Below are 17365 nucleotides of genomic sequence, written 5' to 3' on the forward strand. Positions count from 1 at the left end.
ATACTTATGACTAGGAAGGGTAGCGAAGAGGCTAAACGCGGCGGACTGTAAATCCGCTCCTTCGGGTTCGGGGGTTCGAATCCCTCCCCTTCCATTCCTTTAGTTACGGGCATAGTTTAAAGGTAGAACTAAGGTCTCCAAAACCTTCAGTGTGGGTTCAATTCCTACTGCCCGTGTTTATAGAATTATGGCGGGTGTGGTGAAGTGGTTAACACACCAGATTGTGGCTCTGGCATGCGTGGGTTCGATCCCCATCACTCGCCTATTTTATATTATTGGGGTATAGCCAAGCGGTAAGGCAAGGGACTTTGACTCCCTCATGCGTTGGTTCGAATCCAGCTACCCCAGTTGCTATTTGCCGGCGTGGCGGAATTGGCAGACGCGCTGGACTCAAAATCCAGTGTCCGCAAGGACGTGCCGGTTCGACCCCGGCCGCCGGTATAGTAATAAAGACAAGGTTTATAAGCCTTGTCTTTTTTTGTCTGAGTTACTAGAAATTACTATTGTTTGTGCCTATAGTTTTATTTTCATGAAATTTTATTTTTTCTATAGGAAATTCAGATATATATTAATTAAATTTCATGTTATATATTTAGTTTCATTTAAATAAAAAATTTACTAATAAAGCTTTGTGGTCGGAAAAATTATTTTCGATAGTTTCGAAGTTAGAAATTTCAGTATGATTAGAGAGAAAAATATGGTCTAGTTTTCTGTTTGCTTCTTTGTAAGTAATTTCTTCATCACTTGCATCTATCATATATTTTAAGATTTCTTCAATTTTGTGAGATAAAGTGGTTCCCTTAATATTTTTTGTTTTATTTTCTATACTTTCGTTAAAGTCACCAGCTAAAATAAGATGGTCGTAAAGTTCATTCTGCTTAGAAGAAGCAAGTTGAATATAATGATTCCACATCTCTTTTTTATCAACTGGGTCTTTTTCATAGAGTGGAAAGTGTAGTGAAAATATTGCAAGCCTTTTACTATTTATTGTAAATAATCCTCCAGCTTGTCTACAAAAATAATCACTGTAAATAGGTTGTAATTCTTCAATGGTTTCGATGGATTCTTTTAAATAGAATAGTCTTGTATTAACTGGTTGTATCCCATCTTGAAGAGGACGTATGACTCCGTATCCTTTATCATTTAGTATTTCTTCAATTTTCTCTATGGTCACACTTTTATCAGTTTTAAAATTGTTATCTATAAGACGATTACCTACCTCTTGTAGTGCTATAAATGTGGGTTTGGGTCGATTTTCTGACAGTAAAAATTTTACAATGTTTTTAGGATTTTTGTCTGTATTATTTTTACTCTTATAAAAGTTGAGGTTTGCACTTAAAATAGTCAATGCAGTTTTTTTAGTCATAATGAACTCCTTTTTTTGTGAAATTTTTATGTAAGTTAAATTTATTATATTTTGTTAGACTCTATTTTTGATGAAAGATGTAAAGAATAAATTTAATTTTATATCAATCATTATCGTAGGCATTCTATAGTTTTTAGTCCGATTGTATACCATTCCAATTTTTTAACTGTTTGACTATAGTACTAATCTGTTTTTCTAAATCTAAAACATTTGTATCTTCTAGGAGCATTTCTTTAACAATTGAAATAGATTCAGATACTTTATGAGTAACATAATAGTTACCCATATTTTTCTTTCTGCTATTTTTATTTAAAAAATCATCTATTTTTTCATATTGACCTATTTGTTTATCAACATTATAAGTTTTTTTAAATATATTTCTTGATAGATAATTTTCAATTTCTTTACCTTGTGTTATCCAAACGATAGCTTGATTTTTATTAAATTCTTTCCTGATTCTTTGCTTAGTTTTATTTATCTTTTTATTTGGATTAGTCTTATCACTATCAATAACAATAATTGAATGAACATTAGCTTTAAATAACTGTATTAATTCATTTGAATCATCAAGTTTTCCAGTTAGATGCGAAAGCAACTTTCCGCCATAGAATAAAATCTGATAGTGAATATTTTCTTTTAAATTTCCGTTTGAATATAGTTCAATCCACTTATTTATATAAATTCTATCAGATGGTCCTTCAACCCAAATTACTGCATTGGATTGCAGTATATCACTAGCTCGTACACCTAAGTTCATTAAGATATTTTTATTTTCTATAAATGATAGTGCAGAATTAGTCATAATTCTATCATCTTCTTTTTTAATATGAGTTAAAGTTACGTTATCTCTACCACTAAACATATTTATTGGAACAGTAGAATGAGTTGTTAAAAAGATTTGAGAATTATATTTCTGAACCCATTGGTATAAAAACTCAAATAAATTTCTTTGAATTTCTGGATGTAAATTATTTTCTAATTCCTCAAATATAAAGATTGAATTTTCCAAAGATTGTTCAAAATTATAACTTGATTTTTCTCTTGTTTCTAGAAAGAGTTTTATTAATACTAACAAGACAGTTTTTAAACCACTGCCCGAACTTGAAATCGGAATTTTCCCATTTCCATTGACTAATAAAATTTCCCATTTAGAATTAGAATCATCAGTAGTTTCGATTTCCTGACACATTATTCTTTCAAAATAGTTTTCTGGCTTCATAATTTGATTTAGCGCATTTAGAATATCGTTTTCTACAACCTCATTAGGAAGATTAGCCACATTCAGGTATTGCCTTAATAAATTCGTAGCACCTGTCCCGTCTTCGGATACAATTCGATTACTATTTTGTATTTCGGGGACTAAATTTCTATCAGCAGATAATTTAATTAGTTTTAAATGTTTAATATGGTTAGATATATATATATCAGCTAAATCTATAAATTGTTCTATTTTCCTATTTTGAGCCAATGTTTCTATAGAGATTCCTTTAATATTTGATAATACAATTCGTTTGTCTCCGACCGTTTTGACAGGCTGAAATTCAAAAGACATGTACTTATCAATGTATCGTTTTCCATATTTAAAATTAGAACAGTAAGGATTTATACTATACGAACTTATAGAAAATACATTTTGGATTTCGTTTTCAGTTGGACAAAAGCCGAATTCCAATTTGGTATCAGTTGATATTTCCCGTCTATCTACATTCCCAAAAATTAGCATTTCTATTGATTGTAATAATGTCGATTTACCTATATTATTTTGCCCAACTAGGATATTGAGGTTTTCAATCTTATCAAATCCTATATAAGAATCTCCAATATGTTTATAATTCTTTATTTTCAACGATTTAAGACGGCTCATTAGTACTCCTTTGTTGTGTCTGTTGAATTCTAGCTTTATAACCTTGTTAGAATACATAGATATTATTTTTATGATTTGATATGTTTGAGCAAGCCAATAACATTGCTAACTAATATTATTATACCATTAAATAAACTGTTTATAAGTTATTTAAAGTGTCAGAGAACATCAAATTGAGACTTCTCTTCAGTTACCAAAAAGTTACTAAAATTTGAAAAAAGAGTCTATTTTATAAAATTTAAAAGCGTTAAAACATTGTTAAATCAAGGATTTAAGTTTCAAATAATGTAGGAATTGAACTCAAAATCCAGTGTCCGCAAGGACGTGCCGGTTCGACCCCGGCCGCCGGTATAGTAATGAAGACAAGGTTTTCGGACCTTTTTTTTGATTTAGTGAAGATTTTGATATTTTTTCTTTAAGTACAGATAACTGATGAATCATCTTTTTCTTCTTATTCTAATCATTTTTAGTGTATTTTTGGTATAATATTACTTATTCACAATTTATTTTGATTATGAAAGAGTTTGGTGATTAATGTCTCGGTCTGTTGAATTACTAAAAAAACGTTACTTAAAGAATATAAAAGAGAACTCAGATTTATTTATTGGGATTGAGTTAGAATATCCTATTGTAAACTTAGAGGGTAAAGCTACAGATGGTGAAGTTGTTAAGGATCTCTTTCGGTATTTACCATCAGTACTGGGCTTTACTATCGAAAAAGTTGATGATTTTGGTAATCCAATTCAGTTACTAGATCCGGTCAGTCAGGATACAATCTTATTTGAAGTTGCTTATACGACCGTTGAGTTTGCCTTTGGTAGGGCTAAATCCATCCAAGAGGTTGAAGAGCGTTTTAGAGATTACATGGATCTGATTCAGAAAAAGTTGGGTGAAACAAATCATGCCATAGTTGGTTCTGGAATCCATCCCTACTGGGAGAAGAATGAGAATCAACCAGTTGCTTCTGCACGCTATCAGATGTTGATGAACTATTTGAAGTTGAGCAGAACCGTTCCAAGAACGGATTTGCACGATTACCTGCAATATGGTGCTTTTATCTGTGGGAGCCAAGTTCAACTGGATGTTTCAAAGTCTAACTTTCTGCGGGTCATTAACGCTTTTACTCAGATTGAAGCAGCCAAAGCTTATTTGTTTGCCAATTCAGAGTTTTCAGGGGAAGATTGGAATACCAAGATTTCTAGGGATATTTTTTGGGAAGAGTCTATGCATGGGATTTATCCTGAAAATGTAGGTGTTAATGCCAGACTCTTCAAAGATGAGAATGATTTTTTTGATTATCTGGATCACTCTGCGATTTTTACTGCGGAACGGGATGGTGAAACCTATTATTTTTATCCAATTCGAGCAAAAGATTACTTAGGAACCCCGGAAATTCATGCCTTCGCTCTTGATGGGGAAGAGATTCTTCTTTATCCTCAGGAGGAGGATTTCCAAACTCATCGTAGTTACCAGTACCAAGACTTAACGACTCGAGGGACTATCGAGTTTCGTAGTGTGTGTACGCAACCTCTAAATAGAACCTTTGCTTCAGCAACTTTTCACTTGGGATTGTTGGTTCATTTAGACAAGCTTGAAGCTTACTTGCGAACTGCTCCATTTTTTACCACAGCTGGTCGTGATTACAAGTCTTTGAGACGACAATTTTCTAAAAAACAACTCACAGATGAGGAAGAAGCTGCGATTCGAGAATTTTCTAAAGAATTACTCCTTCTAGCCGAGGAAGGACTGGAGAAGAGAGGCAAGCAAGAAATGACCTATTTACAGCCTTTGAAAGAAGAATTGAGCCTATAATTTCCCTTATAAAGGGAGAATTTTCTGAAAAATCATGATATAATGGAAGAGACTATAGATAAAGGATAGAGATTCATGACATTAGTTTATCAATCAACGCGCGATGCGAATAATACAGTAACTGCCAGCCAAGCTATTTTGCAAGGTTTGGCGACGGACGGTGGTTTGTTTACACCGCTTACTTATCCAAAGGTCGATTTGGACTTTGACAAATTAAAAGATGCTTCTTACCAAGAAGTGGCTAAGTTAGTTTTGTCAGCATTTTTAGATGACTTTACAGCTGAGGAGTTGGATTACTGCATCAACAATGCCTACGATAGCAAGTTTGATACTCCAGCTATTGCACCTTTGGTGAAACTAGATGGGCAATACAACTTGGAACTCTTCCATGGTTCTACGATTGCCTTTAAGGATATGGCTTTGTCTATCTTACCATACTTTATGACGACAGCCGCTAAAAAGCATGGTTTGGAGAACAGAATCGTCATTTTGACAGCGACATCTGGTGATACTGGGAAAGCAGCTATGGCTGGATTTGCGGATGTTCCTGGAACTGAAATCATCGTCTTTTATCCAAAGGATGGTGTCAGCAAGGTACAAGAGTTGCAAATGACTACTCAGACTGGCGACAATACTCATGTTATCGCTATTGATGGAAACTTTGATGATGCGCAAACAAATGTGAAGCACATGTTCAACGATGTAGCTCTTCGTGAAAAGTTGGCTGCCAATAAACTGCAATTTTCATCAGCTAATTCTATGAACATCGGTCGTTTGGTACCACAGATTGTCTACTATGTTTATGCTTATGCTCAGTTGATCAAGTCTGGTGAGATTGTGGCTGGTGAAAAGGTCAATTTCACAGTACCAACTGGAAACTTCGGCAATATCTTGGCTGCCTTTTATGCTAAGCAAATTGGTCTGCCGATTGGTAAATTGATCTGTGCTTCAAATGACAATAATGTTTTGACCGACTTCTTCAAGACACGTGTTTACGACAAGAAACGTGAGTTTAAGGTAACAACTAGCCCATCCATGGATATTCTAGTGTCTTCAAACTTGGAGCGTTTGATTTTCCATCTTTTGGGGAATGATGCGGTTAAGACAGCTGAACTCATGAACGCCTTGAGTACACAAGGACAATATGAATTGACAGACTTTGATGCAGCGATTCTGGAACTCTTTGCAGCTGAATATGCGACTGAGGAAGAAACTGCGGCAGAAATTAAGCGTGTTTATGATGCAGATGCCTACATCGAGGATCCACATACGGCGGTTGCCTCAGCTGTTTATAGAAAATACCAAGCGGCTACTGGCGATGCGACTAAGACAGTGATTGCTTCAACAGCTAGTCCATACAAGTTCCCAGTGGTTGCAGTAGAAGCTGTAACAGGAAAAGCAGGCTTAACTGACTTTGAAGCCTTGGCTCAATTACATGACATTTCAGGAGTGGCAGTGCCACCAGCAGTTGACGGCCTTGAAACCGCGCCAGTTCGTCACAAGACAACAGTGGCAGCTGCTGACATGCAAGCAGCGGTTGAGGCTTATCTAGGACTTTAAGACAGAGGAAGTAAACTCGGTTGGGAAATCAACTGAGTTTCTTTTCATCAGGAGGAAGGATTGTTTAAGAAAAATAAAGACATTCTTAATATTGCATTGCCAGCTATGGGGGAAAACTTTTTGCAGATGCTCATGGGAATGGTGGACAGTTACTTGGTCGCTCACTTGGGCTTAATCGCTATTTCAGGTGTTTCAGTGGCTGGCAATATTATCACGATTTACCAGGCGATTTTTATTGCTCTAGGTGCTGCTATTTCCAGTGTTATTTCAAAAAGTATGGGGCAGAAAGACCAGTCGAAGCTAGCTTATCATGTGACTGAAGCGCTGAAGATTACCTTGCTGTTGAGTTTGCTTTTAGGGGCCTTGTCCATCTTTGCTGGTCAAGAGATGATAGAATTTTTGGGGACTGATCAGGCTGTGGCCGAAAGTGGTGGGCTCTACCTATCTTTGGTGGGTGGATCGATTGTTCTTTTGGGATTAATGACCAGTTTAGGAGCCTTGATTCGTGCAACGCATAATCCGCGTCTGCCCCTCTATGTTAGTCTTTTATCCAATGCCTTGAATATTCTCTTTTCAAGTCTAGCTATTTTTGTTCTTGACATGGGGATAGTTGGTGTTGCATGGGGGACTATTCTGTCTCGCTTGGTTGGTCTGGTGATTTTATGGTCGCAATTAAAACTGCCTTATGAGAAGCCATCTTTTGGTCTAGATAAGGATTTGTTGACTTTGGCTATACCGGCGGCAGGAGAACGTCTCATGATGAGAGCTGGAGATGTCGTCATCATTGCCTTAGTTGTTTCTTTTGGGACGGAGGCAGTAGCGGGAAATGCAATCGGGGAGGTTTTGACCCAGTTTAACTATATGCCTGCCTTTGGCGTCGCTACGGCAACAGTCATGCAGGTAGCTCGAGCAGTTGGAGAGGATAACTGGGAAAGAGTAGATGATTTGAGCAAGCAAACCTTTTGGCTTTCTCTACTTCTCATGTTGCCCTTAACTTTCAGTATCTATGCCTTAGGGATACCACTAACTCATCTCTATACGACGGATTATCTAGCTGTTGAGGCTAGTGTTCTAGTGACACTTTTCTCTCTACTAGGAACTCCTATGGCGATAGGGACAGTGATTTATACGGCAGTTTGGCAGGGACTGGGAAATGCTCGCCTCCCCTTTTATGCGACAAGTATCGGGATGTGGTGTATCCGCATAGGGACAGCCTATCTGATGGGCATTGTTCTTGGTTGGGGCTTACCTGGTATTTGGGCTGGAACGTTATTGGACAATGGTTTTCGATGGTTATTTCTACGTTATCGTTACCAGCGCTATATGATGTTGAAAGGATAGGAAATGCAAAAAACAGCTTTTATTTGGGATTTAGACGGGACCTTATTGGATTCTTACGAAGCGATTTTATCAGGGATTGAGGAGACATTTGCTCAGTTTTCTATTCCTTATGATAAGGAGGAAGTGAGAGAGTTTATCCTCAAATTTTCAGTGCAGGATTTGCTGGAGCAGGTGGCAGAAGAGAGAGATCTGGATGCGGAAGTGCTCAATCAGGTGCGTGCCCAGAGTTTAGCTGAGAAGAATGCCCAGGTAGTTTTGATGCCAGATGCGCGTGAAGTGTTGTCTTGGGCAGACCAAGCAGGGATTCAGCAGTTTGTTTATACCCATAAAGGAGACAATGCCTTTACCATTCTAAGAGACTTGGGGTTGGAATCCTATTTCACAGAGATTCTAACCAGTCAGAGTGGCTTTGAGCGGAAACCTAGTCCAGAAGCGGCTACCTATCTGCTAGACAAGTATCAGCTGAATCCTGAGAAGACTTATTATATAGGGGACCGGACTTTGGATGTGGAATTCGCCCAGAATAGTGGTATTCAAAGCATCAACTTTTTAGAGTCGTCTTATGAAGGGAATCAAAGGATTCAAGGATTGGCAGATATTCCTCATATTTTTGAGGATTAGGAACGAGAAGATTGTGTCAGTTGCGTGACAGAAACCTAACAAACTATTTCAAGTAATCGAGTTTGTTACAAGGAATAGACAGTTCTGTTAAATAGGCCCGAGAGGGCTTTTTTTCTGCTTTTTTTGTGTTATGATAGACAGGTACTCATTTGAAAGGAATATGAACGAATGAAGAAAAGAATTATTTTAGCCTCAACCGTAGCCTTGTCTTTTGCGCCAGCATTGGCAACTCAAGCGGAAGAAATTGCATGGACAGCACGTACCGTTGAGCAAATCCAAAATGACGTGACGAAAAACGAGAACAAAAACAGCTATACAGTTCAGTATGGTGATACCCTGAGCACGATTGCAGAAGCTTTGGGAGTTGATGTGACAGTTCTTGCTAATTTGAACAAGATTACTAATATGGACTTGATTTTCCCAGATACTGTCCTCACTACAACTGTCAATGAGGCAGACAAGGTGACGGAAGTTGAAATCCAAACTCCTCAAGCGGATTCTAGTGAAGAAGTGACGACTGCGACAGCTGATTTGACGACGAATCAAGTGACAGTCGATGAACAAACAGTTCAAGTAGAAGACCTATCTCAACCAATTGAGGAAGTACCAACTGCAACCGAGACGGAAAAACCAACAGAAGTAGCGCCAAGTTCAGAAGTTTCTGAGACAGTGACCACTACTGAAGAGACACCATCTACAGAAGCACCTGTGGCAGAAGAAACAGCAGAAACAACTCCAGCGGTAGCACCGGTGGCAGAAACAACTGAAACTACTAGTCCAGTTGAAGAAGCTCCTCAAGCAGAGACTTCAGCTACCGAAGCAACGGAAGCGCCGACTTCGGCGGAAACATCAGTAGCAGCTGCATCAGTAACAGAAACGCCTGCTGATACAAGAGGAACAAGTGCAACAGAATCAACAACAAATTCTGACACTACAACTTCGACTTATCAAGCAGAGCAAAGCCAAACTCCTTCAAGAACTTATTCAGCTCCAGCGGCTCCTGACTATGCAGGACTTGCTGTAGCTAATTCTGAAAATGCAGGTCTTCAACCACAGACGGCAGCCTTTAAAGAAGAAGTAGCCAACTTGTTTCGGATTACATCCTTTAGTGGCTACCGTCCTGGTGACAGTGGGGACCATGGTAAAGGTTTGGCCATCGATTTTATGGTTCCAGTGAGTTCAGCACTCGGAGATCAAATTGCAGAATATGCAGTCCAAAATATGGCTAGCCGTGGTATCAACTATATCATCTGGAAACAACGTTTTTACGCTCCATACGATAGTAAATACGGACCAGCCTACACGTGGAATCCAATGCCAGACCGTGGTAGCGTAACCGAAAACCACTATGACCACGTTCACGTATCTATGAATTAAGAATAATAAGAAGCTATACATTTAAAAGCGTAGCTTCTTTTTGTGTAAAATAGTATTAATAAGTGAAATAAAATCTAAAACATGTTAAAATGTAAGCGAATACAAAACTATACTAACGCTTTTAAGCATAGAGAGAAAGGATGAAGTGAATGACAAATCGATTAAAAACTCCATTTGAGAAAACAAGAGATGATTTTGAAGAGGAATTTTGTGGTGAAATTGTCGAATTCTTGATTTTTACCCTCCAAAATGTAACTGGGGCCGCTTCTTTAAAAGATGGTTGTAAAATGCCGTCCGTTCATTTTAAAGCTAGTGTCAATGTTGCAACCCAGGAATTCTCTGAACGTGAGGGACGTTTGGAATGGGTATTGACTCCTGAGGAATTTGAAGAAAAGAGATGGGGCTTTAGTTTTGAACCCTACAAAATTCATCATATCAAATGTCAAAAACGCCCCTTCATGGAGTTAGAGCCATATATGTCAGAAGTAGCTAATAACTGCTACCACTTGCTGGAATACCTAGATGACCAATCCTCAGACTCTAGGTTAGAGACCTTGATTGAAACCTATCAAAAACCGGTCATCATTCAAGACGATATTGGCGAATTCACCTTAAACAGAGCCTATTCTTGGTTTGAAGGATTTATCACTTACGAGGGTGGTAAGATTCATGCTATCTTTGCTGCGAGTGCAGATGAAAGTCTCCCTCCAAGTTCTTTTGATGATCTAAAGAAATTTATGGGAACTTTCCAAGTTCAAGATACTCGGATTAAAGACTATATTGTCAAAGAACTGTGGGAAACAGCTCAAGACTGGATAGATTCAGATGAAAATGATGTGGAGTTAACAGAAGAGTATTTTACCAACTCTCTTTCCTTGAATGAACTATCGATCAACGAAGACGGGGAATTGACCCTCTACTATGATGATAGCGAGGAAATTTTTGCAGGCCATGCCATCGAAGTTGTCATTGATAAAGAGGGAGAAATCCTTCGAGCAGATTTGGTAGGTTAGTGCTGGATTTTATCTAGAATATAGAAATAATAGCCTTTTGGGATTGAAACCAAGAGGCTATTTTTCGTGAGTAAGCAAAATGGTTGCGTTTTTAATCTTTCTGTAATATACTTGATAAGTCAATAGTTGATAAATCAAGTGTACGCAAGGAGGTAGAAATGAAAAAAATTAACGACTTACTGTACCAGCTCCATTTAACAGATCAGATGATCACTCAACTTTTTGAGAAACAATTGGGAATTAGTTTGACCCGCTATCAAATCTTGCAGTTTTTACTGCAGCAGTCACCCTGCAACCAGATTGCCGTTCAGGAGAAGTTGCAAATCGACCAGGCGGCCTTGACCCGTCATTTTAAGATACTAGAGTCAGAGGGCTATGTCAGTCGCAAGCGTAATCCGGCCAATCAGCGAGAAGTCTTAGTTGAATTAACCCAAGAAGCCAAGAATCAACTCTTAGTCAGTCCGCCTAAACATCATTTGCGAGTGAAGGAACAGATGGAGAGCATCTTATCGACAGCCGAGCAGAAAGAGCTAACAACTTTACTGACGAAACTAGTGTCAGGTCTAGAAAAAATAGAATTTTAAGGAGAAAACGATGTCAATTATTACCACAATTTTAGCAACCCTTGTTGCCCTCGAGCATTTTTACATTTTTTATCTGGAAAGTGTAGCTACGCAATCAGATACTACTAGTCGCGTGTTTAATGTGGATAAGGAAGAACTGGCTCGTCCTTCAGTGAGTTCATTATTTAAAAATCAAGGAATTTATAATGCTTTGATAGGGGTCTTTCTCTTGTACGGGATTTATTTCTCACAAAGTTTGGAAATTGTGACCATCTTTGTTTTATTTGTGCTTGGTGCAGCGACCTACGGTTCTCTAACAGCAGATAAGAAGATTATTCTGAAGCAAGGTGGGCCTGCTATTTTGACTCTGCTGAGTATGTTACTTTTGAAATAAGAAAACCAGCGTCCTGAACGACGCTGGTTTTTGTATGCTCTTATCCATTTCGACGTTTACGGGCTAGTAGGACTCTGTAAAAGAAGATATGATTGTTTTGGATATAGGGAAGGATTGAAAAACTAGCAATTCCAAAAGTGAGCCAGTTGAGGAAGTACCAAGGGAGTAGTTGTAGGTCGAGGACAAAGCGTTGAAATTTGTAACCCTTCATCAAGAAACGGCTGGTTTTAAGGATTTGACGGGGTTTAGCCTGTCCTAAATCCAGAGTGTCGCAGAGGAGGAATTCTACCTGCGAGTAGGCATAATGTTGCGGGATATAGAGGGCATTTCCTACAATCATCAAGATGAGGCTCGCGAAAAAGTAGAGTCCAAAGGCCAGAAGGAATTGCTCCGTTTCAACGGATGAGAGGTCTAGTTTTGGAAATTCTGGATGTAGGGCAACAAATCTACGAGCCAAGAGATTGCTATAAAAGAGGAAATAAACGCCTACTAAGTTTGGAATGCTCCATAAAAAGAGGTAGAAACGTTTGAGGAGCAGAGTTAGGAAGGTTTGCGAGAAGCGCTCTTCAGCAAAGAGGGTCAGGCTTGATTTTACTGAGAGTTCCGTATCAGGATCCTTGAGGAGTCGGAGTGTCGCAAAGGCAGCACCTGCTAGAAAAATCGTGCTCATAAAAGAAACCACTAGCGGGAAGAGATAGGCTTGGAGCACTTGTGCCAGCATGCTGAAAAAGGATTGCTCTAAAACATTTTCTTGGAGGCGAGCCAGGGGGTTGAGAAAGCCTGATAAGATGACCAGCATGCTAGGTAATAGATAGACGAGAAAGAGGCGGGGATTTTCAGCCTGAAATTGCCTAGTCTGCAGACGGATGTTTTTTAAATCAATTTTTGGGTATTTCATTCTCTCATTATACCATAGTTCGTGACAGTTCCTGGTTTTTTTGATAAAATCATACAGTATGCCTTTGGGCACAAAGTATGAACTGGGACTGTCTTTCCCAGCTTCGGAGGTAGAAAATGTCAGATTCACCAATCAAATACCGTTTGATTAAGAAAGAAAAACACACGGGAGCTCGTCTGGGAGAAATCATCACTCCGCATGGTACCTTCCCAACACCTATGTTTATGCCGGTTGGGACTCAAGCAACTGTCAAGACCCAGTCACCAGAGGAGTTGAAGGAGATGGGCTCAGGGATTATCCTGTCTAATACTTATCATCTCTGGCTTCGCCCAGGGGACGAACTCATTGCACGCGCAGGTGGTCTCCACAAGTTCATGAACTGGGACCAGCCAATCCTGACGGATAGTGGTGGTTTTCAAGTTTATTCCCTAGCAGATAGTCGAAATATCACAGAAGAAGGGGTAACCTTTAAAAACCATCTCAATGGTTCTAAGATGTTCCTATCGCCAGAAAAGGCTATTTCTATTCAGAACAATCTAGGCTCAGACATCATGATGTCTTTTGATGAATGTCCTCAGTTTTATCAACCTTATGACTACGTTAAGAAATCCATCGAGCGTACTAGTCGTTGGGCTGAGCGTGGTTTGAAGGCTCACCGTCGCCCACATGATCAAGGATTATTTGGGATTGTACAGGGGGCAGGATTTGAAGACCTTCGTCGTCAGTCAGCTCACGACCTTGTCAGCATGGACTTCCCTGGCTACTCTATCGGTGGTTTGGCAGTGGGAGAAACGCACGAAGAGATGAATGCAGTCTTGGATTTCACAACTCAACTCCTTCCTGAAAACAAACCTCGCTACCTGATGGGTGTGGGAGCGCCAGATAGCTTGATTGATGGGGTCATTCGTGGGGTGGATATGTTTGACTGTGTCTTGCCGACTCGTATCGCTCGTAACGGGACTTGTATGACCAGCCAAGGTCGTTTGGTTGTCAAGAATGCCCAGTTCGCTGAGGACTTTACGCCACTGGATCCTGAGTGTGATTGCTACACATGTAAGAACTATACACGCGCCTACCTTCGCCACCTGCTCAAGGCTGATGAAACCTTTGGTATCCGCTTGACTAGCTACCACAATCTCTACTTCTTGCTCAATCTGATGAAGCAGGTCCGTCAAGCCATCATGGATGATAATCTCTTGGAATTCCGCGAGTATTTTGTAGAAAAATATGGTTACAATAAGTCAGGGCGTAATTTCTAAAACGGAATTGATATAAGCTAAAAATCCTACGTTTTCTCGTAGGATTTTTCTTCTTTTTTTGATAGAATAGGGAGTATAATGGAATGAAAATTAGGTGGTGTTTTACTTCCTAATTTAATGGAGAATAGACTCGTATGCGTATTAAATGGTTTTCCTTGATTAGGATTACAGGTTTACTTTTGGTGCTTTTGTACCACTTCTTTCAGACCATCTTTCCTGGAGGCTTCTTTGGGGTAGATGTCTTTTTCACATTTTCAGGATTCTTGATTACCTCTCTCCTATTGGAAGAGTTTGGTAAGAAAAGCCAGATTGATTTGCTGGGCTTTTTTAAGAGACGGTTTTACCGTATCGTGCCACCTGTGGTTTTAATGGTTTTGGTGACCATGCCCTTTACCCTCTTAGTTCGTCAAGACTATGTTGCAGGTATTGGCGGTCAGATTGCTGGAGTTTTCGGCTTTGTGACCAACTTCTATGAAATGCTTACGGGGGGCAGTTACGAATCTCAGTTCATTCCCCACCTCTTTGTTCATAACTGGAGTTTGGCTGTTGAGGTTCACTACTACATCCTTTGGGGCTTGGCTGTCTGGTTCTTATCGAAACGATCAAAATCTAGTAGTCAGTTGAGAGGAACCGTCTTTCTCCTGTCTGCTGGAGTATTTATCCTTAGCTTCTTCTCTATGTTTATTGGTAGTCTCATGGCTAGTTCCTATTCGTCTGTCTACTTTTCAAGTTTGACTCATGTCTATCCCTTCTTTTTAGGAAGCATTTTGGCGACAGTTGTGGGTGTTCGTCAGACGAGCGATTTAGTAAAGCAATTTGATCGGACATGGGATCTTCGTCAAAATCTACTGGTGTTTGCTGCGGGGCTTTTGGTGTTAGTGCTCTTGACTTTCTTTGTCAAGTTCACCTACCTGTTTGCGTACTTATTTGGCTTCTTACTGGCAAGTTTAGCGGCAGTGACTATGATTTTTGCTGCGCGTGTCTTGCATGAGAAAACGCCTGAGATACAAGAACCTCGGATAATTACATTTTTAGCGGATACTAGCTACGCGGTTTATCTCTTCCACTGGCCTTTTTATATTATCTTTTCTCAGTTGATGAGTAATCTGCCTGCTGTTATTCTGACAATCATCTTTTCTTATTTCTTTGCTATCCTATCCTTCTATATTATTGAGCCATTGATTGCCGGTAAGACCAATCCTTTAATACGGAAAATTAGTCGATTACCTCATATTAAACCAATTAGTGCTAGTGGTGTTGGTGTTCTTTCCTTAATTACCTTGATTATCATAGCTGTGGCTCCCCAAGTTGGAGCTTTTGAGACAGACTTGATGGTCAATGGTTTCAAGCAAGCACAGACCAATATAGGACAAACAAAGACTCTTGCTGAGCAAGCAGAGGCTAGCCGACTTGGAATTTCTGAGGGAACGAGTCTGATTGGAGATTCGGTAGCCTTGCGTGCTAATACAGCCTTACAAGAGGCCCTTCCTGAAGCAAATATCAACGCTCAAGTTAGTCGGACGACCAAGCAAGCCAATGACATCATGCTCAATAACAGCCAGAACAAGGTACTTCTAAAAACAGTTGTCATTGCAACGGGTGTAAACGGACCAGAGAATTACAAAGATGACTTAGATACGATAGTTAAAAACCTCCCCAAAGGCCACCATCTGATTCTTGTAACTCCTTATGAAGGTGACAAGAGCAAGGAGACTTACAAATCAGTTGAGCAGTATGCGACTTATACGAGAGAATTAGCTGAAAAGAATCCATATGTGAGTATCGCTGACTGGAATAAGGTTGCTAAGGAGCACCCTGAAATCTGGGCTGGAACCGACCAAGTCCACTTTGGAAATGATAGCAACATGATTGAAGAAGGCGCTAAACTTTACGCAGAGACGATTGCAGCTGCTGTTAAGGCCGCTCAAGAACTACCTGTGAAATCAAAATAAAATCAAAGAGTTGGAGATATCCAGCTCTTTTAAAATATCTCCAGAAAAGAGGTCTATACCATTTACAAATGAAAAAGAAAGGTTTATAATGTAATTGACATAATAAATTCTAGAATCAATCTATCAAGGAGGTTATCATTATGCCTAATTATATTAAAGCGGATCAGTTTTTCTACCCACACGGAGTTCGTCGTGGCGGTTACTTAGAACTTGTGGATGGCAAGTTTGGAAAACATGTAGAACAGATTCCTGAAGGAGCTGAGGTGATTGACTATACAGGCTACAGCATTGCCCCAGGACTTGTAGATACCCACATTCATGGATTTGGCGGTGTCGATGTCATGGACAATAACATCGAAGGAACCCTTCATACCATGAGTGAAGGGCTCCTCAGCATGGGAGTAACGAGTTTCTTGCCAACTACTTTGACCTCATCTTATGAGCAATTGCTCGCGGTAACAGAAAATATCGGTGCCCGTTATCAGGAAGCAAGTGGAGCTAAGATTCGGGGAATCTATTTCGAAGGTCCGTATTTCACAGAGAAATACAAGGGAGCTCAAAACCCTGCCTACATGAAAGATCCTCGTATGGATGAGTTTCGTGCTTGGCAAAAAGCAGCAAATGGCTTGCTTAATAAAATTGCCCTTGCGCCAGAGCGTGAAGGTGTAGAAGACTTTGTTCGTACAGTTACGGGTGAAGGAGTGACCGTTGCTCTTGGGCACTCAAATGCGACTTTTGATGAAGCTAAAAAGGCAGTAGATGCTGGAGCGAGCGTTTGGGTACATGCCTACAATGGGATGCGTGGGTTGACTCACCGTGAGCTCGGTATGGTGGGAGCCATGTATGAATTGCCTCATACCTATGCAGAGTTGATCTGTGATGGTCATCACGTGGATCCAAAAGCCTGCGAAATCCTTATCAAACAAAAAGGAACAGAAAATATTGCTCTTATCACAGACTGTATGACAGCTGGTGGCTTGGAAGACGGCGACTACATGCTGGGAGAATTCCCGGTAGTGGTTGCCAATGGAACTGCTCGTCTCAAATCTACAGGTAACTTGGCAGGTTCTATTCTCAAACTCAAAGACGGTTTGAAGAATGTGGTTGAATGGGGAATTGCGAATCCACATGAAGCGGTCATGATGGCGAGCTTCAACCCAGCAAAATCTGTTCACATTGATGATGTCTGTGGCCAAATTCGTGAAGGCTACGACGCTGACTTTATCGTATTAGATAAAGATTTGGAATTAGTTGCAACCTACCTAGATGGTGTGAAACGTTATCAAGCATAATAAAGAGCAGAGGCTGTGAATCAGCCTTTGCTTTTCTATTCAGAGGTATCTTC

At 39.7% G+C, this 17365-nt stretch carries 14 protein-coding genes and 5 tRNA genes; 16 read left to right on the top strand and 3 right to left on the bottom strand.

Translation table 11 applies throughout. The annotated features are described in order from the left end of the window. Window positions 1-13: 13 nt before the first annotated feature. The 5 genes from HMPREF9965_RS11445 to HMPREF9965_RS11465 all read left to right on the top strand — a co-directional run bounded on the left by HMPREF9965_RS11445 (window position 14) and on the right by HMPREF9965_RS11465 (window position 441). Window positions 14-94 (top strand) — tRNA-Tyr (locus HMPREF9965_RS11445). Between the two features lie 11 nt (window positions 95-105). Continuing rightward, window positions 106-176: transfer RNA gene (locus tag HMPREF9965_RS11450), tRNA-Trp, on the top strand. Between the two features lie 14 nt (window positions 177-190). After that, window positions 191-263, top strand: a tRNA-His gene (locus tag HMPREF9965_RS11455). Window positions 264-276: 13 nt separating this feature from the next. After that, a tRNA-Gln gene (locus HMPREF9965_RS11460) sits at window positions 277-348 on the top strand. A gap of 9 nt (window positions 349-357) precedes the next feature. Then, window positions 358-441 (top strand) — tRNA-Leu (locus tag HMPREF9965_RS11465). Window positions 442-598: 157 nt separating this feature from the next. Here the strand turns inward: HMPREF9965_RS11465 and HMPREF9965_RS11470 are convergent. Further along, the gene (locus tag HMPREF9965_RS11470; protein WP_000163167.1) at window positions 599-1366 is read right to left on the bottom strand and encodes an endonuclease/exonuclease/phosphatase family protein; all 768 of its coding nucleotides are present in this window, start codon (window positions 1364-1366) and stop codon (window positions 599-601) included. Between the two features lie 133 nt (window positions 1367-1499). Further along, window positions 1500-3230, bottom strand: coding sequence for an ATP-dependent nuclease (locus HMPREF9965_RS11475; RefSeq protein ID WP_000088671.1), 1731 nt, complete (start codon window positions 3228-3230; stop codon window positions 1500-1502). A 534-nt stretch (window positions 3231-3764) separates the two neighbouring features. On the opposite strand from HMPREF9965_RS11475, the gene HMPREF9965_RS11480 reads away from it, so the two are divergent. The 8 genes from HMPREF9965_RS11480 (at window position 3765) to HMPREF9965_RS11515 (ending at window position 11911) form a co-directional block, all read left to right on the top strand. Next, a complete protein-coding gene (locus HMPREF9965_RS11480) occupies window positions 3765-5042 on the top strand; it encodes a hypothetical protein (RefSeq protein ID WP_000091657.1) in 1278 nt (425 codons plus the stop codon). Window positions 5043-5117: 75 nt separating this feature from the next. After that, a complete protein-coding gene (gene thrC, locus HMPREF9965_RS11485) occupies window positions 5118-6602 on the top strand; it encodes a threonine synthase (protein WP_000177126.1) in 1485 nt (494 codons plus the stop codon). Window positions 6603-6662: 60 nt separating this feature from the next. Continuing rightward, window positions 6663-7943, top strand: a complete 1281-nt coding sequence (locus HMPREF9965_RS11490) for an MATE family efflux transporter (RefSeq protein ID WP_000473995.1) — start codon at window positions 6663-6665, stop codon at window positions 7941-7943. A gap of 3 nt (window positions 7944-7946) precedes the next feature. After that, window positions 7947-8564 (top strand): HAD family hydrolase, encoded by a 618-nt coding sequence (locus tag HMPREF9965_RS11495; RefSeq protein WP_001172819.1) that lies wholly within the window; start codon window positions 7947-7949, stop codon window positions 8562-8564. A gap of 168 nt (window positions 8565-8732) precedes the next feature. Then, on the top strand, window positions 8733-9941 hold the full coding sequence (locus tag HMPREF9965_RS11500; RefSeq protein WP_000745990.1) for a LysM peptidoglycan-binding domain-containing protein: 1209 nt from the start codon (window positions 8733-8735) through the stop codon (window positions 9939-9941). A gap of 149 nt (window positions 9942-10090) precedes the next feature. Beyond that, window positions 10091-10954 (top strand): DUF2262 domain-containing protein, encoded by an 864-nt coding sequence (locus tag HMPREF9965_RS11505; protein ID WP_000184912.1) that lies wholly within the window; start codon window positions 10091-10093, stop codon window positions 10952-10954. 158 nt (window positions 10955-11112) lie between these two features. Beyond that, complete coding sequence (locus tag HMPREF9965_RS11510; protein WP_000723482.1) at window positions 11113-11538, top strand: MarR family winged helix-turn-helix transcriptional regulator; 426 nt, start codon at window positions 11113-11115, stop codon at window positions 11536-11538. 10 nt (window positions 11539-11548) lie between these two features. Then, on the top strand, window positions 11549-11911 hold the full coding sequence (locus HMPREF9965_RS11515) for a DUF1304 domain-containing protein (RefSeq protein ID WP_000022890.1): 363 nt from the start codon (window positions 11549-11551) through the stop codon (window positions 11909-11911). A 40-nt stretch (window positions 11912-11951) separates the two neighbouring features. Here the strand turns inward: HMPREF9965_RS11515 and HMPREF9965_RS11520 are convergent, their stop codons facing one another. Next, the gene (locus HMPREF9965_RS11520) at window positions 11952-12809 is read right to left on the bottom strand and encodes a DUF975 family protein (protein ID WP_000876901.1); all 858 of its coding nucleotides are present in this window, start codon (window positions 12807-12809) and stop codon (window positions 11952-11954) included. Between the two features lie 116 nt (window positions 12810-12925). Between HMPREF9965_RS11520 and tgt the strand changes: the two genes are divergently transcribed. The 3 genes from tgt (at window position 12926) to nagA (ending at window position 17312) form a co-directional block, all read left to right on the top strand. Then, complete coding sequence (gene tgt / locus HMPREF9965_RS11525; RefSeq protein WP_001285237.1) at window positions 12926-14068, top strand: tRNA guanosine(34) transglycosylase Tgt; 1143 nt, start codon at window positions 12926-12928, stop codon at window positions 14066-14068. Window positions 14069-14202: 134 nt separating this feature from the next. Next, window positions 14203-16020, top strand: coding sequence for an acyltransferase family protein (locus HMPREF9965_RS11530; protein ID WP_001220897.1), 1818 nt, complete (start codon window positions 14203-14205; stop codon window positions 16018-16020). A gap of 140 nt (window positions 16021-16160) precedes the next feature. Then, window positions 16161-17312, top strand: coding sequence for an N-acetylglucosamine-6-phosphate deacetylase (gene nagA / locus HMPREF9965_RS11535; RefSeq protein WP_001134438.1), 1152 nt, complete (start codon window positions 16161-16163; stop codon window positions 17310-17312). The last annotated feature ends 53 nt before the right edge of the window (window positions 17313-17365 follow it).

This window comes from Streptococcus mitis bv. 2 str. SK95 (genome assembly GCF_000222705.1).
In the GTDB taxonomy this organism is placed as follows: Bacteria; Bacillota; Bacilli; order Lactobacillales; family Streptococcaceae; genus Streptococcus; species Streptococcus mitis_AY.

Bases quoted from the DNA above. Each gene is read 5' to 3' on its own strand.
- HMPREF9965_RS11505 (WP_000184912.1), top strand. From the start codon at position 10,091: ATGACAAATCGATTAAAAACTCCATTTGAGAAAACAAGAGATGATTTT.
- HMPREF9965_RS11480 (WP_000091657.1), top strand. From the start codon at position 3,765: ATGTCTCGGTCTGTTGAATTACTAAAAAAACGTTACTTAAAGAATATA.
- HMPREF9965_RS11500 (WP_000745990.1), top strand. From the start codon at position 8,733: ATGAAGAAAAGAATTATTTTAGCCTCAACCGTAGCCTTGTCTTTTGCG.
- HMPREF9965_RS11515 (WP_000022890.1), top strand. From the start codon at position 11,549: ATGTCAATTATTACCACAATTTTAGCAACCCTTGTTGCCCTCGAGCAT.
- HMPREF9965_RS11495 (WP_001172819.1), top strand. From the start codon at position 7,947: ATGCAAAAAACAGCTTTTATTTGGGATTTAGACGGGACCTTATTGGAT.
- nagA (WP_001134438.1), top strand. From the start codon at position 16,161: ATGCCTAATTATATTAAAGCGGATCAGTTTTTCTACCCACACGGAGTT.
- tgt (WP_001285237.1), top strand. From the start codon at position 12,926: ATGTCAGATTCACCAATCAAATACCGTTTGATTAAGAAAGAAAAACAC.
- HMPREF9965_RS11520 (WP_000876901.1), bottom strand. From the start codon at position 12,809: ATGAAATACCCAAAAATTGATTTAAAAAACATCCGTCTGCAGACTAGG.
- HMPREF9965_RS11530 (WP_001220897.1), top strand. From the start codon at position 14,203: ATGCGTATTAAATGGTTTTCCTTGATTAGGATTACAGGTTTACTTTTG.
- HMPREF9965_RS11510 (WP_000723482.1), top strand. From the start codon at position 11,113: ATGAAAAAAATTAACGACTTACTGTACCAGCTCCATTTAACAGATCAG.
- HMPREF9965_RS11475 (WP_000088671.1), bottom strand. From the start codon at position 3,230: ATGAGCCGTCTTAAATCGTTGAAAATAAAGAATTATAAACATATTGGA.
- thrC (WP_000177126.1), top strand. From the start codon at position 5,118: ATGACATTAGTTTATCAATCAACGCGCGATGCGAATAATACAGTAACT.
- HMPREF9965_RS11470 (WP_000163167.1), bottom strand. From the start codon at position 1,366: ATGACTAAAAAAACTGCATTGACTATTTTAAGTGCAAACCTCAACTTT.